Source organism: Kribbella sp. NPDC051936, from assembly GCF_040680955.1.
GTDB lineage: Bacteria > Actinomycetota > Actinomycetes > Propionibacteriales > Kribbellaceae > Kribbella.
The window spans coordinates 628,078-642,128 of record NZ_JBFAXS010000003.1 but is presented as its reverse complement, the minus strand read 5'-3'; the positions used below and the strand labels follow the sequence as shown (position 1 = coordinate 642,128).

The 14,051-nt window shown below is 70.1% G+C and carries 13 protein-coding genes; 5 read left to right on the top strand and 8 right to left on the bottom strand.

Annotated elements, in window-relative coordinates:
* Nucleotides 1-34: 34 nt before the first annotated feature.
* Complete coding sequence (locus AB0L64_RS13305; protein WP_363710386.1) at nucleotides 35-874, top strand: hypothetical protein; 840 nt, start codon at nucleotides 35-37, stop codon at nucleotides 872-874.
* 54 nt (nucleotides 875-928) lie between these two features.
* Here the strand turns inward: AB0L64_RS13305 and AB0L64_RS13300 are convergent, their stop codons facing one another.
* Together AB0L64_RS13300 and AB0L64_RS13295 are read right to left on the bottom strand one after the other, a co-directional pair.
* Complete coding sequence (locus tag AB0L64_RS13300) at nucleotides 929-1,843, bottom strand: hypothetical protein (RefSeq protein WP_363710385.1); 915 nt, start codon at nucleotides 1,841-1,843, stop codon at nucleotides 929-931.
* A 21-nt stretch (nucleotides 1,844-1,864) separates the two neighbouring features.
* On the bottom strand, nucleotides 1,865-2,764 hold the full coding sequence (locus tag AB0L64_RS13295; RefSeq protein WP_363710384.1) for a hypothetical protein: 900 nt from the start codon (nucleotides 2,762-2,764) through the stop codon (nucleotides 1,865-1,867).
* Between the two features lie 874 nt (nucleotides 2,765-3,638).
* Here AB0L64_RS13295 and AB0L64_RS13290 point away from each other — a divergent pair.
* Nucleotides 3,639-3,911 carry a hypothetical protein gene (locus tag AB0L64_RS13290; protein WP_363710382.1) on the top strand — a complete coding sequence of 91 codons (273 nt, stop codon included), beginning with the start codon at nucleotides 3,639-3,641 and terminating at the stop codon, nucleotides 3,909-3,911.
* Nucleotides 3,912-4,084: 173 nt separating this feature from the next.
* Here AB0L64_RS13290 and AB0L64_RS13285 read toward each other — a convergent pair whose 3' ends face one another.
* Together AB0L64_RS13285 and AB0L64_RS13280 are read right to left on the bottom strand one after the other, a co-directional pair.
* On the bottom strand, nucleotides 4,085-5,773 hold the full coding sequence (locus AB0L64_RS13285) for a DUF222 domain-containing protein (protein ID WP_363710381.1): 1,689 nt from the start codon (nucleotides 5,771-5,773) through the stop codon (nucleotides 4,085-4,087).
* A gap of 527 nt (nucleotides 5,774-6,300) precedes the next feature.
* Nucleotides 6,301-7,680: an NAD(P)H-quinone dehydrogenase gene (locus AB0L64_RS13280; RefSeq protein ID WP_363710380.1), complete on the bottom strand. Its 1,380-nt coding sequence runs from the start codon at nucleotides 7,678-7,680 to the stop codon at nucleotides 6,301-6,303.
* 31 nt (nucleotides 7,681-7,711) lie between these two features.
* Between AB0L64_RS13280 and AB0L64_RS13275 the strand changes: the two genes are divergently transcribed.
* Nucleotides 7,712-8,173: a gamma-glutamylcyclotransferase gene (locus AB0L64_RS13275; RefSeq protein ID WP_355696391.1), complete on the top strand. Its 462-nt coding sequence runs from the start codon at nucleotides 7,712-7,714 to the stop codon at nucleotides 8,171-8,173.
* A gap of 9 nt (nucleotides 8,174-8,182) precedes the next feature.
* Nucleotides 8,183-9,832: a phospho-sugar mutase gene (locus tag AB0L64_RS13270; RefSeq protein WP_363710379.1), complete on the top strand. Its 1,650-nt coding sequence runs from the start codon at nucleotides 8,183-8,185 to the stop codon at nucleotides 9,830-9,832.
* A gap of 33 nt (nucleotides 9,833-9,865) precedes the next feature.
* Here AB0L64_RS13270 and AB0L64_RS13265 read toward each other — a convergent pair whose 3' ends face one another.
* From AB0L64_RS13265 to AB0L64_RS13250, 4 genes are all read right to left on the bottom strand, one after another.
* Nucleotides 9,866-10,315: a hypothetical protein gene (locus tag AB0L64_RS13265; RefSeq protein ID WP_355696387.1), complete on the bottom strand. Its 450-nt coding sequence runs from the start codon at nucleotides 10,313-10,315 to the stop codon at nucleotides 9,866-9,868.
* A 177-nt stretch (nucleotides 10,316-10,492) separates the two neighbouring features.
* On the bottom strand, nucleotides 10,493-11,461 hold the full coding sequence (locus AB0L64_RS13260) for a neutral zinc metallopeptidase (RefSeq protein ID WP_363710378.1): 969 nt from the start codon (nucleotides 11,459-11,461) through the stop codon (nucleotides 10,493-10,495).
* A 114-nt stretch (nucleotides 11,462-11,575) separates the two neighbouring features.
* Nucleotides 11,576-12,472 (bottom strand): alpha/beta hydrolase-fold protein, encoded by an 897-nt coding sequence (locus AB0L64_RS13255; RefSeq protein ID WP_363710377.1) that lies wholly within the window; start codon nucleotides 12,470-12,472, stop codon nucleotides 11,576-11,578.
* 2 nt (nucleotides 12,473-12,474) lie between these two features.
* Nucleotides 12,475-13,035 carry a PH domain-containing protein gene (locus tag AB0L64_RS13250; RefSeq protein ID WP_363710376.1) on the bottom strand — a complete coding sequence of 187 codons (561 nt, stop codon included), beginning with the start codon at nucleotides 13,033-13,035 and terminating at the stop codon, nucleotides 12,475-12,477.
* Nucleotides 13,036-13,093: 58 nt separating this feature from the next.
* Between AB0L64_RS13250 and deoC the strand changes: the two genes are divergently transcribed.
* Nucleotides 13,094-14,050, top strand: coding sequence for a deoxyribose-phosphate aldolase (deoC, locus tag AB0L64_RS13245; protein ID WP_363710375.1), 957 nt, complete (start codon nucleotides 13,094-13,096; stop codon nucleotides 14,048-14,050).
* Nucleotide 14,051: the final 1 nt, after the last annotated feature.

Below are 14,051 nucleotides of genomic sequence, written 5' to 3'. Positions count from 1 at the left end.
CTCTCCCCAAAGAGCCCCCGAGAAGAGGCCCGACATGGAATTCATCCTGCTCATCGCTGTCGTGGTGATCGCGGTGCTGGCGTACCGCTCGTACCGCCGGACCCAGCTGCAGACCAAGAAGCAGCACGAGATCACCGCCGCTGAACTCGAGGCGGTCAAGCGGACCGCGGACGAGGACATCACCCGCTTCGGCGAGGAACTGCAGGACCTCGACCTCGAGATGGTCGGCAAGGACCTCGGCGACGGCGCGCGGCAGGACTACCAGCGCGCGCTGGACTCCTACGAGTCCGCCAAGCAGGCGATCGGTCAGGTCACCCAGGCCGACCAGATCAAGCACGTGGTCGAGATCCTCGAGGACGGGCGGTACGCCGCGGCCTGCGTGAAGGCCCGCGTGGCCGGCGAGCCGCTTCCGCAGCGCCGTCCGGCCTGCTTCTTCAACCCGCAGCACGGCCCGTCGGTGGTCGACGTGATGTGGTCGCCGCCGGGCGGCGCCCCGCGGGAGGTGCCGGCCTGTGCGGCCGACGCCGAGCGGGTCCGCGCCGGCGCCGAGCCGGACGTCCGCAAGGTCATGGTCGGCCCGCAGCGCGTTCCGTACTGGGAGGCCGGCCCGGCCTACTCGCCGTACGCGCAGGGCCTGTTCGGCGGCGTCGGCGGCGTGCTGACCGGCATGTTCATCGGAACGGCGCTCGGCGGCATGTTCGCCGGCGGCGGTTACGGCGACTACGCGGCCGGCTACGAGGACGGGATGGCCGACGGCGGCGGCGACATGGGCGGCGACGGCGGTGACGGCGGCGGCGACTTCAACCCGTTCGACGGCGGGGGCGACGGCGGCGGCTTCGACTTCGGCGGCGGGGACTTCGGCGGCGACTTCTGAGCACGACAAGGCCCCGGTGACCAAGACTTAGGTCACCGGGGCCTTGTGCTGTCCTCACTCGCCGAACAGCGGGGCGTTTCCCTCGGCGGTGTTCAGGAAGTAGACCGGGTCCTTGAAGTCGCCGGGCACCTTGCCCAGACCCTTGATCACGGTCGCTGCGCCGTTGGCGTGACCAACGGCGTACAGGTACGCCGAGCCGCTGTCCTTGTCGACCGCCGCGAGCAGCGTGCTCTGCGCGCCGCACTTCTCCGCGATGAGGTACTCGAAGCCCTGCCACGTCGACGTACGGACCTTCTTCACGACCGGCTGCCCGCTGACCGGGATGTGGATCGTGTAGAGCGCGCCGCCGTTCGTGGTGGCCAGGAACGTGTCGTACGTCGGCTGCTCGCTGATCAGCGCCATCGTCTTCACCGACGAGTACCCCGCCCAGCGCGACATCACCCGGGTGGACGGGACGTACCGGTAGAGCACCCCGTCGCCCCGCAGCCGGTACTCCGCCCCGCGGAAGACCTTGCCCCAGTACGACGAGGTCTCGATCGCCTTGTAGCCGATGTACCCGACGCCGCGGGACTTCAGCGAGGTGAACGGCTTGCCGGTCGAGTCCACACCGTACGAGCCGCCGTACAGCGTGCCGCTCACGATCACGTCGCCGTACACCGTGTAGTCCGCGCCGACGCCGAGCGAGTTGGTCCAGGTGGACGCGAGCTTCGCGAGGCCCGGCGAGAACATGTGCGGACCGGTCGACCGCTTGACGGTGGCGGGCGACGTGGCGGTGACCGAAGCGTTGGCCATATCACCGGCGGCCGTGATCGAGCCGAGGTTGATCGAACAGGCCGCGGTCGCGGCGGTCGTCGCGGTGGTCGCGGTCGTCGTGGCGGTCGCGGCGCTCGCCGTACCGGCCGGTGCCGCGGCCAGCCCGCCGAGCAGCAGGGCTGAGGCCGTGACAGCAGAAGCCCGGTTGAATTTCATCGACATGCCTTTCGTGGGTTGTCACTCGCCGAACAGCGGTGCGTTTCCTTCGTAGGTGCTGAGGTAGTGGACGGGGTCGGTGAAGGTGCCGGGCACCTTGCCCAGGCTGTTGATGACGGTCGAGGCGCCGTTCGCGTGGCTGACCGCGTACAGGTACGCCGAGCCCGTGTCCTTGTCGATCGCGGTCAGGAGCGTGCTCTGGCTGCCGCACTTGTCGGCGACCAGGTGCTCGAAGCCTTGCCAGGTGCGGCTGCGCAGCTGCTTGACCACCGGTTTCATCGGCGTCGCCACCGGGATGTGGATCGTGTAGAGCGCTCCACCGCGGGTGTTCGCCAGGAAGGTGTCGTACGTCGCGGTCTCGCTGATCAGCGTCATCGTCTTCACCGCCGAGAAGCCCGGGTACGAGCTGACCTTGCGGAAACCGTCGGTCCAGCGGAACAGCACGCCGTCGTTGCGCAGGCCGTACACCGCGCCGCGGAACGTCTTGCCCCAATAGAACGACTCCTCGACCGCGGTGAAGTTGCCCCACCCGCCGCCGATCTTGCTCAACGTGTTGATCGTCGAGCCGTCGGTGTCCTCGCCGTACGCCGCGTAGTACAGCGACGAGTTCAGCACGACGTACCCGGAGTCGCGGTACCCGACCGGGTTGAGGACCGTGTAGGTCCAGGTCGAACTGATCTTGGCGATGCCTGGGGTGAACAGATGCTTGCCTGGCGTGCGCTTGGCGGTCGGCGGCGTCGTCGCGGTGACGGTCGTGTCGGCGAGGTCGCCGCCGCTGGTGATGGATCCAACGGGAATCTGGCAGGCGGCGGTGGCCCCGGCCGACGCCGCGACCGCGGCACGCACCGGCGCCACGGCCACGCCGCCGAGCAGCAGGGTGGTGGCCGCCGCGACGAAGGTTCGTGTCAGATAGCTCTTCACACCTCACACGATGCAACCACCCACACGGAAGTTGCGCCGCCATGTCCGGCAACCTCGAGCATCTCTTTCAGAGAAGAGATCCAGGGGTCGTGGCCGGCTTCGGCGGTCGGCCGTAGGTTTGTCTGCGGGGCGCAGTTGTGTCACCGGTCTGTTCAGTCAGCTGATAGGCCGTGAAGTGTGCCGGTTCGCTCGATACCGGCTGAAGTCGGCCGGCGTGTGAGCGGTGTCAACGTGGAGCACGCGCAGTGCAGCGAGCGTGTACGACGTTGACACCGATCAGCGCAGGCCGATGCTTGGGCCGTCGAGCGGACAGCTGCTGCGCGCACGGGGCTGGGGAGCGGTTCACACCGTGAGATGGGGACGCTGCCCGATGTCGATGCTTCAGATGGCTCTCGAGCCGGCGACGTCGGCGGTGCCTGTGGATCCTGGCAAGGTGATGAACCGGGTCTGAGTCGGTGATGGTTCAGGTCCATTCGAAGATCCAATGTCGCTGCCAGTTTGTCGTCCTGGGGTCGAGAGGCTGGACCAACTCCTGTCTGGGCGGCTATCTGGGCGGCTGTCTGGGCGGCTGTCTGGGCGGCTGTCTGGGCGGCTGTCTGGGCGCCTGTCTGGGCGGCTAATTGGGCAGCTGACTGGGCAGCTGGCTAGGCGCGGTTGGCTGGGCGCGGTTGGCTGGATTTGGTGATGCGGGTGGGAGGCCGGTGATCGCGATCGGGGCGATCGAGGCGATCGGGAGTCTGCATCGGGCATGGGCGCGTCAGTTGGGGCGCCGCTATCGCGGCGGGGTGGTTGTTCGCGCCGTCGGAGACCAAGGCCGCGCGGATCCAGCCGGGGTCGGGGAGCTTCAAGACCGCTGGACAGGGACTGTGCCGCGTTGAGCTATCTGGCCCGCCGAGGCGCGGGGCGGGTGCTGGTGGATGAGTTGGAGGTGGAGGTGTTGCAGGCGGTGGTGCGGCACCGACGCTGGTTGGTCACTGACCGCAAGGCGGCTCAGCAGCGTCTGCACGGCCAGTTGAACAACCTGGTTCCGGGGCTGTCCGCACCGGCTGGGCATGCTGGATATGGCCGCAGCCTGGCTGTTAACGCCCGTCCGGGCTGGCCTGCGCGTGCATTCACCTGCACGGCGGTGTCGGACGAAGCTGCCTGAAGGCGGAACTGAGGTGTTGACGAGCGGGAACTCGGCGGTTCGGTGTGGGCGACGACACGAGCCACCCGCTGCCGGAGGCGGCTGGAAGGATCCCGCCGTCTCCTGACCCCGCCGCAGCACAACGGCCTCCTGCCCGCAGGCCTGCGGGTAGGAGGTTGTTGTGTTCTCCGGTCTCAGCCGGTGGCTGCGAAGTCGGCCGCTTGCTGGAGCACACCCTCGTCGGCCCGCCACCGCGAGCGGTCGGCGACGGTCTCCACCACGACGCCCTCGACCGCCCGCAGGCCGGCGTCAGCGAACTCGCTGGGCCCGGTGGGCTCGGTGGGCTCGGTGGGCTCGGTGGGCTCGGTGGGCTCGGGCCCCGGTGAGCCTGTCGCGCGGTCTGGTGGCCGGGCGCGTGGAGGCGCGGTGCGTCGCGCTGCGGCGGGGGCGGGTCCGGGTTCGGCCCAGCTGGGGCGGGCGACGTGGACGGTGCCGTTGGTGATGGTGATGGTCCAGTGGCCCCTGTGCAGGTCGACGTGGTGGCGGCGGCAGAGTAACGCCAGGTTCGAGACCTTGGTGTCGCCGCCGTCGAGCCAGGAGATCAGGTGATGGGCGTCGCACATGATTGGCGGGGCTCCGCAGACCACGCAGCCGCGGTCGCGGGCGTCCAGGGCGCGGCGTATCGCCCCGGTGACGAGCCGCACGCGGCGGCCGACGTCGAGCGGTTCGGAGTTCGAGCCGAGCACCAGTGGGATGATGTTCGCGTCACAGGCCAGCCGCCGGATCGTCGCGGCCGACAGCCCGCCGCTGTAGACGGTGTGGCCGATCGCGTCCGCGGTGGCGGACCTGAGGTCTTCGAGGTCGATCGTGACCGTGATGTTCGCCTTCGCGCCGTACCCGGCCACCCGACGATCCTTCCCCACGCTCCCAGCATTGCCCGCATTGCCCGCGCTGCCCGCGCTGCTGGCGCTGCCCGCACTGCCCGCACTGCCGGCACTGCTCGCGGCGGCCGTGGTCGCCGCGGCAGGTCCGGCAGGTCCGGTAGGTCCGGTAGGTCCGGTGGGCGCGGCGGGTCCCATGGTGTCCCATGCGGCAGCGGCGATGCTCAGGGCGCCGGACAGCGCGTCGGCCTGGCGCTTGTCGCGGGGGCGGGGGTCGTGTTCGCCGTCGACGGTCTTGTGCGGGCGGGCGCCGGCGTGCACGACCGCGCGCAGGAGTTCGGCGTTCTCGTTGGCCAGGAAGCCCTTGAACTTCACCCCGTTGTCGGCAGCCGACAGCGTCAGGGACTCTCGTTCATACGCCTTCAGCTCCTCGGGCTCGGGGCCGTCGGAGTCCAGCAGGTCGGCGATCTCCTTGGCCGCGGTCCGCAGTTCGCCGGGCGACAGGTGACCGGCCAGCCCGACCAGCTGTTCCGCGGCCGCGTCCAGGTGCTCCACCGGGACCCGGGACCGGACCCGGTCGAGCCCGAACACGATCGCGGCCGCCTGCGCCGGCCGCAGCAACCAGCCACCACCAGCATCGCCGCCAGCACCGTCGCCGTCCTCGGATCCGCTGTCGTCGGATCGGTTGTCGTCGGGTGCGTCGGCGGGTGCGGAGGAGGCGGTGCGGTCGAGGGCGGCCGCCACGGCTGGGTAGTGCGTGGCGGTCTGGGCGAGGCGGAGGGTGCGGCGGGCGGCCGGTGGGTCAAGGCGGTACCGGAAACGCAGGAGCTCGGCGGTGTCGCGGGCGCCGAGCTCCTGCGCGTACCCGGTGGACTCGATCGCGGCGATCACACTCAGCCGGTAGGCCTCCAGGCGGGCGAGCTCGGCCTCCAGCGTGTCGAGGGTGGACAGCAGTTCGCCGCCACTCATCGACCACGCCGGCCGTTCGCCCAGGAGTTCCATGGCATTGACTCTAGACGGCGCCACCGACAGTTTCCGCGCCGGAATCCCCTTATTTTGTGGGCTATTCGGGGGCCCACACCAGCAAACACCACGCGCCACTCGACTGCACCCGCGCGGCCCGCGTCGCCTGGGCAGGCAAGGACGGAAAACCAACTCGCCGACCTCCTCGCGATCCAGCCCCATAGGAACTGAGACAGCGCGAACCCACCCGTCAGGCGTTGCCCTCGCGTTCGACCGCGGACCGGGCTTGCACGGGACGGTGGCGGTGGTGCCGAAGTAGGCGGCGTCGGCGTACCAGGTGTGCTGGTCCGGGATGCGTTCCCAGCCGCACTCGGTGATCGCCGTGGCGGCCACCCGTGACCGGTGCCGAGACCCCGTTACGTCAGCACCAGCATCACCTGCCGTTACAACCCCAAGCTCGGCGGTCGGCCGGACACTTTCAGCCGGCTGTCCAGCACCTGAAAACCCGCCCGGCCACTTCCCTGCCGCGGTAGGTCGATGCCTACTCTGATGCGCTGACTGTCGCCTCAGTTTCTGAGGTGGAGTCTTCGGGCTGCTTCGGCTACTGAGCCGGAGATGGAGGGGTAGACGGTGAAGGACTGGGCCACCTGGTCGACGGTGAGGCGGGCGGCTACGGCCAGGGAGATGGGGTGGATGAGTTCGCTGGCGCGGGGGGCGACCACGACGCCGCCGACGACGATGCCGGTGTTGGGCAGGCAGAAGAGTTTGACGAAGCCGTCGCGGACGCCCTGCATCTTGGCGCGGGCGTTGTCGGCGAGCGGGACCTTGACGACCAGGGCGGTGCTTCCCCCGGCGTCGACGACTGCCTGGGTCAGGCCGACGGTGGCGATCTCGGGCGCGGTGAAGACGTTCGCCGACACCGTCGACTGGTCCAGCGGTGCGACGGCGTCGCCGAGGGCGTGCGCCATCGCGATCCGGCCCTGCATCGCGGCCACCGACGCCAGCATCAGGACGCCGGTGCAGTCGCCGGCCGCGTAGACGCCGCGGGCGGTGGTCCGCGACACCCGGTCGACCTGCACGAACCCGCCGTCGGTGAGCGACACGCCCGACTCGACGAGATTCATGTCGTCGGTGTTCGGCAGCGATCCGACCGCGAGCAGCGCGTGCGACCCCTCGACCTTCCGGCCGTCGGTGAGCGTCACCACGACCCCGTCGCCCTGCCGCTTCACCGACTCGGCCCGCGACTTGCTCAGCACGGTAAGACCGCGCCGCTTGAACACGTCCTCCAGCACCGCTGCCGCGTCGGCGTCCTCGCCCGGCAGCACCCGGTCCCGGGAGGACACCAGGACGACGTCGCTCCCGAGCGCGTCGTACGCGCTGGCGAACTCGGCGCCGGTGACACCCGACCCGACCACGATCAGCCGCTCGGGCAGCTCGGAGAGCTCGTAGACCTGCTCCCAGGTCAGGATCCGCTCGCCGTCCGGCTCGGAGCCCTTCAGCACGCGAGGCCTTGCACCAGTGGCGATCAGCACCACATCGGCGTCCAGCCGCTCGTCTCCGGCCACGACCTTCTCCGGGCCGTCCAGCCGGCCCCGGCCCTGGATCACCCGGACCTTGTCCCGGTCCAGCCGGCGGCTGATACCCGCCGACTGGGCGGCGGCCAGCGCCTTCACCCGTTTGTTGACGACGGAGAGATCGACACGCACGGAGTTCGCCGGATCGTCGTCCCCGTCGTCCAGCCGGACGCCGAGCTCGCCGGCCTCCTCGACCTCGGTCATCACTTCCGCCGTGGCGATCAGGGTCTTGCTCGGCACCGCGTCCGTGCGCACGCCGGAACCGCCGATCCCGTCGGAATCGACGACCGTCACCTCCGCCCCTAACTGGGCGGCCGCACTGGCCGCTTCGTACCCGCCTGGACCGCCTCCGATGATCACAACTCGCGCCACGGGAGGCCATTCTTCCGTATCCTCTGATTCCGTGACCCTGTACGCCGCGTTTGCGTCGAATCTGGACCCGAACCTGATGGCCGAGCGGTGCCCGTACTCGCCCCTGCGCGGGACCGGCTGGATCACCGGCTGGCGCCTCACCTTCGGCGGCGAGGAGCTCGGTTGGGAGGGTGCGATGGCAACCGTGGTCGAGGACCCGGCCGACCCCGCCAACCAGGTCTTCGTGGCGCTGTACGACATCCACCCCAAGGACGTCGAGCGGCTCGACGAGTGGGAGTGGATCGACGAGGGCGTCTACCGCAAGATCCAGGTCCGGGTGCAGACCCTGGACGGCGAGCAGCTGGCCTGGATGTACGTGCTGAACGCCTACGAGGGCGGCCTGCCCTCGGCCCGCTACCTGGGCATCCTGGCCGAGGCCGCCGAGGCGGCCGGCGCCCCCGACGACTACGTGGCCGACCTGCGGACCCGCCCGTGCCAGTCGTCGGGTCACTAGAGTGCCCGTGTGAGCGATGATCTGAAGGCCGCCGCCGAAGCCTGGCTGAGCGAGGACCCCGACCCCGACACACGCGCCGAGCTGCGGACGCTCCTGGACGCCGGGGCGCTGCCAGATTCCAAGAGCGCCGCAGAGCTGGCCGACCGGTTCGCCGGCACCCTGGAGTTCGGTACGGCGGGCCTGCGCGGCGCCGTCGGCGCCGGACCGAACCGGATGAATCGGGTCGTGGTGATCCGCGCCGCCGCCGGACTCGCCGCGTATCTGAAGGCGAAGGGCCTCACCGACGGCCCGGTCCTGATCGGGTACGACGCCCGCCACAAGTCCGACGTCTTCGCGCAGGACACCGCCGCGGTGATCCGGGGCGCCGGCCTCGACGCCGTTCTGCTGGACCGGCCGGCCCCGACGCCGGTGGTCGCCTTCGGGATCAGGCATCTGCGCGCGGTCGCCGGCGTGGTCGTGACCGCGTCCCACAATCCGCCGCAGGACAACGGCTACAAGGTCTACCTGGGGGACGGCTCGCAGATCGTGCCGCCGGCCGACGCCGAGATCGCGGCCGCCATCGCCGCGGTCGGCCCGCTGGCCGAGGTGCCGCGGGGCGACGACTGGCAGCTGGCCGGTGACGACCTGCTGGACGCCTACCTGAACCGGATCGCCGAGCTGGTACCGGCCGACGCGCCGCGGGACCTGAACGTCGCCTACACGCCGCTGCACGGCGTCGGGCGGACCCTGGTCGAGGCGGCGGTCGCCCGTGCGGGGTTCGCCGTACCGCGGGTGGTCGCGTCGCAGGCCGACCCGGACCCGGACTTCCCGACCGTCTCGTTCCCGAACCCGGAGGAGCCGGGCGCGATCGACGCGGCGCTGGATCTGGCCCGCGAGATGAACGCGGACATCGCGGTCGCGAACGACCCGGACGCGGACCGCTGCGCGGTGGCGGTGCCGGACGCCGCGGCGGACGGGGGTTGGCGGATGCTTCGCGGCGACGAGCTGGGAAGCCTCCTCGGCGAGTTCCTGCTCCCGGGATCAGCCGGCGTCGCCGCGTGCTCGATCGTGTCGTCCTCGCTGCTCGGCAAGATCGCGGCCTCGTACGGCGTCCGGTACGTCGAGACGCTGACCGGATTCAAGTGGATCGGGCGGGTGCCGGACCTGGTGTTCGGCTACGAGGAGGCGCTCGGGTACTGCGTGGACCCGGCGGCCGTGAAGGACAAGGACGGCGTGTCGACGCTGGTCCGGGTGCTGCAACTGGCGGCGCAGGCGAAGGCGGCGGGACGCACGCTGGTCGACCTGCTGGACGACCTTGCGGTCAAGCACGGGCTGCACGCGACCGACCAGCTGTCGGTGCGGGTCGAGGACCTGTCGCTGATCGCGCAGGCGATGGACCGGCTACGCGCGACACCGCCCACGACGCTCGGGTCGTACGCCGTCGAGCGGATCGACGACCTGAGTCAGGGGTCGGAGGCGCTGCCGCCGACGGACGGCCTGCGGTACACGCTGTCCGACGGCGCACGCGTGGTCGTGCGCCCGTCGGGTACGGAGCCCAAGCTGAAGTGCTACCTCGAGGTGGTCGTCCCGGTCACGACGGACGTCCCCTCGGCACGCGCTCAGGCGGCGACCGCGTTGGCAGCCGTCAAGACGGACCTGGCTGCCGCGGCAGGTATCTGACTCCGGAACACCTGGCGAGTGGTTCCGGGAGCCTCAGCGGGCGGCTGCGGCCGCTTCGGCCTGCTCGGCGCGCAGAGAGCTCTGCAGCGAGGAGTGCAGGATGCGGAGCGTGCTGGTCGACTGCATCAGCGCGTCCCGCTCGTCCGGGTTCCGGTTCGCCAGCGCGGTGATGTCGTTGATGGCGGCCTCGATCCGGGCGATCCGGTCAGCGACCGTACCCTCCTGACTGCTGGCCTTACGGATCGCGTCGGACGTGACCGTCCAGATGTCCTCCTTGTCGTTGGTCCTGCGGGACATGTCCACCATCTGGCTCAGCGCGGCGAGGTCGTGATCGACCTGGGTGCGCTCCACCGGCACCGTGATCCCCACGGTCGCCTGCCGCAGCCGGGTGACGTGCCCGGACAGCTCCGACCAGGTGGACCGCCCGCTCTTGATCTTGTCCAGCACCTTCGCGTACTCGGTGTTGAACTCGTCGTAGTTCACTGTCCTTGACTCCTGCCGTTCGACGCTCGACTCAGAACTCTAGGGCGTGCGCACCCGAAACAAGTAACCACACAATCGCAGATCGTGCAGGTGTCGCCAAAACGAAACAGCCGCCCGGTACGGCAACGCGTACCGGGCGGCTGAGTTACGTGCTGCGGGTCGTCAGCTCACGTCGAATCAGGCGACGTAGGCGGACGAGGCGTTGAAGGTGTTGCAGTTGCCCGCGACCGTGTAGCTGTGCTTCGCGTTGAAGCCGGCGGTCACCCAGAACGCGTGGTTCTTCAGCGAACCGTGGTCCCGGACCCCGCCCGGCTGGTCGCCGCTGTTGGAGATGATCCAGTTGTACTGGGTCATGAAGCCGCCGCTGAACGGGTAGTTGCGCTTGTTCGCGCCGTCCACGGCACCGCCCAGGCAGGACGCCTGCAGCTCACGACGGCGGCTCTCCTCGAGCTGCGCGGCATAGGTGCTGAAGGCGCGCTGACGCTGCCAGGACGCGCCCAGGATGCCGGTCAGCCACTGGACGTGGTGGCCGTACTCGTGGGACAGCGTGAAGGTGGCGTACGCCTGCGCGAACGTCGGGCTCTGGTTCCAGTAGTTGATGATCTGGTAGGCCGGGATGTAGATCCACGCCTTGCCGTTGTAACCGCAGAAGAACGCGGTGTCGGTGACGGCGCCGCAGTACGAGTTGACCGTCCGGCTGTTGTGGACGACCAGCGTCGGGGCGACCTTGTAGGCCGCGCCGGCCTGCTTCAGCGGCAGCGCCCAGGACCCGTAGAGGCACTTGAACAGGTTGTTCTCGTAGGCCACGACGCCGCTGAAGGTGCGCAGCGAGACATTCAGCTGCTTGCAGCCCGACGACGGGATCGCGCCGGTCTTGTACAGACGGTTGTAGCGCACGACGTTCGTCAGCGACGACTTCGTGGTGAGGCCGTCACCAGCCGGCGGGTTGCCGATCGCGTACGCGACGCCGTCGACCGGCGGCGGGGTCGCGGCGACCGCCGTGGCGGCGGTGTTCGCGGTGTTCGCGGCGCTGGTGGCGCCAGAGTCCTGCGCAGCCTGGGCGTTCGGCATCACCGCGGCCGCGAAGCCGGCCAGGGCGCCGACCGTGGCCACGCCACGCAGGGTGTAGCGGGAGAGGTTGACCATGAGCTCCACTCTCGATGTGTGTCTGGGGACCTGTCGGACCAATCCTGAGGTGCACAGGGGTTCACTCGGGGCTGGACACGGGTTCGGACGCGGCGATTCGCGCCACAGTTCCACTCATCGGCCGACTTTTTCGCCCAGGAATCGCAGCTGGTCAGGCAGCATGCGCCGCCAGTAGCCGGGAGTATGTACGCCGGCTTGCTGCCCGCCGGCCGCCTGCAGTTGTTCGCGGAGCTCCCGGGCGGCGTCGGCGAACGGGTCGTCCCGCCCGCAGTCGATGCGGACGGCAACGTCCCGGAAACCGCTCGGCCGGTCGAACACCTGACTGCGCTCGAAGTCCGCGGCGTCGTCGAACGCGCCGGGCTGTACGTCGGCGTACGTCCGCCACAGCGCCGGGCTGAGCGCGCCGACCGCGACCGCCCGCGCGGACGGCCCGACCCGCCGCTGCCAGTAGTGCAGAGCGACCCACAGCAACGCGCCGTACCCGCCCATCGACCAGCCGAGGACGCCGAACCTGCTGGTCCGCAGGCCGCGCCTGGCCAGCAGGGGAAGGAATTCCTGGTCGAGCATGAACCCCGGATCGTTGCCGTCGGCGCGCCGGTGCCAGTAGCTGTCCCGGCCGCCGTCGACGGTCGCCAGCGCGAACGGCGGCGTCCCGGCCCGGACCGCGGCGGTCAGGTAGCGGTCGATGCCGAGGTCGTTGACCGCGGAGGTGTGATCGCCGCCGCGGCCGTGCAGGACGAGGACGACGGGCAGCTCGGCCGCCGCGTCGTACCCGTGCGGATAGAGGATGCTGTAACCGACCTTCGTCCGGCGGCCGAACGAGTCGAAGCTGCCGGACACCGCCGGGCCCGCGGGGACGTCGGGGACGACGCCGTCCGGACCGGTGAGGCCCAACAGGTCGTGCACCCGCGCCCGGCCGGGGACGACCCCGGTCTCCAGGGCGGCGACCGCGGCGACTCCCGCCACCCCTGCCGCGACTCCGGTTCGGAGCAACGCGCGACGGGTGAGCACGCTCAGCGGACCACGGCCGCCACGACGGCGATCACGGCCAGCACTCCGAAGATCGCCAGCTCCGGCACCGCCCAGCCGTTCTCGATCTCGCCGCCGGACGTCGCGGCGTACTGCTCCTGGTGGGTCTCGATCCGGTTCACGACGAACTCGGCCTTGGAGATCGAGCTCTCCGCGTTGGCCTTGCGACTGCCGACCCGCTGCTTGCGGAGGTCACGCATGACCAGCTGGACGCCGGGGGCGCGGAACCGGCCGCCGTCGACGTGTACCCGGAGGATGTCGGTCACGTCGACGCCGGTCACCTTCGACCACGGGATCCGGTGGTCGCGCAGGTGGTTACGCAGCAGCACGTTCTCCGGGCTGAGGGTGACCGAGGGGCGGATCAGGCCGACGTAGGCCAGCACCATGAACATCCCGATGATCGCGGACACCATCAGGCCGGTCGTGGTCCGCCACTCCAGCAGCACGTCGAGCAGGCCGAGCGCCCCGATCACCAGCACGATGGACCCGGTGATCCGGTTCGACGCGGACAGGTACTGCTCGCTCTCGGGCGATTTCGACTTCACCCGCACAAAGTAACCGGCCCGCAGTACCGGCACTAGGATCGGCACTAGACTCCCAGGGGTGACCACACTCGACAGCGGCGTCGACACACTGGCCGACGTGACCTCGTCCGAGGACCGGCTGCGCCGGTTCCTGCTCGGGCTGCCGGGCGTCGACCAGGTCGGCGCGGAGGCCCGCGCCGCCACCCTGAGCACCCGGTCGATCAAGACCACCGCGAAGCAGTACGCGCTGGACCTGGCGATCCGGATGATCGACCTGACCACGCTCGAAGGCCAGGACACCCCCGGCAAGGTGCGGGCCCTGTGCGCCAAGGCGAAGCGGCCCGACCCGTCCGACCCGTCCACCCCGCAGGTGGCCGCGGTCTGTGTGTACCCGGACCTGGTCGCCACCGCGAAGCGCGAGCTGAACGGCTCCGGGATCAACGTCGCGAGTGTCGCCACCGCCTTCCCCAGCGGGCGATCCAGCCTCGCGATCAAGATCCAGGACACCAAGGACGCGGTGGCCGCCGGCGCCGACGAGGTCGACATGGTGATCGACCGCGGCGCCTTCCTGTCGGGCCGCTACGGCATGGTGTTCGACGAGATCGCCGCGATCCGCGAGGCGGCCGGCGACGCGCACCTGAAGGTGATCCTGGAGACCGGTGAGCTGGTCACCTACGACAACGTCCGGCGGGCGTCCTGGCTGGCGATGCTGGCCGGTGCGGACTTCATCAAGACCTCCACCGGCAAGGTGTCCCCCGCGGCCACGTTGCCGGTCACTCTGGTGATGCTGGAGGCGGTCCGCGACTACCACGAGACCACCGGCCTGCGCATCGGCGTCAAGCCGGCCGGCGGGATCCGGACCGCGAAGGACGCGATCAAGTACCTGGTCACGGTCAACGAGACGGCCGGACCGGACTGGCTGGACCCGGAGCTCTTCCGCTTCGGCGCCTCCAGCCTGCTGAACGACCTGCTGATGCAACGCACCAAGCTGGCCACCGGGCACTACCCGGGCCCCGACTACTTCACCTTGGACTGAC

Bases quoted from the DNA above. Each gene is read 5' to 3' on its own strand.
- AB0L64_RS13305 (WP_363710386.1), top strand. From the start codon at position 35: ATGGAATTCATCCTGCTCATCGCTGTCGTGGTGATCGCGGTGCTGGCG.
- AB0L64_RS13300 (WP_363710385.1), bottom strand. From the start codon at position 1,843: ATGAAATTCAACCGGGCTTCTGCTGTCACGGCCTCAGCCCTGCTGCTC.
- AB0L64_RS13285 (WP_363710381.1), bottom strand. From the start codon at position 5,773: ATGGAACTCCTGGGCGAACGGCCGGCGTGGTCGATGAGTGGCGGCGAA.
- AB0L64_RS13260 (WP_363710378.1), bottom strand. From the start codon at position 11,461: ATGGTCAACCTCTCCCGCTACACCCTGCGTGGCGTGGCCACGGTCGGC.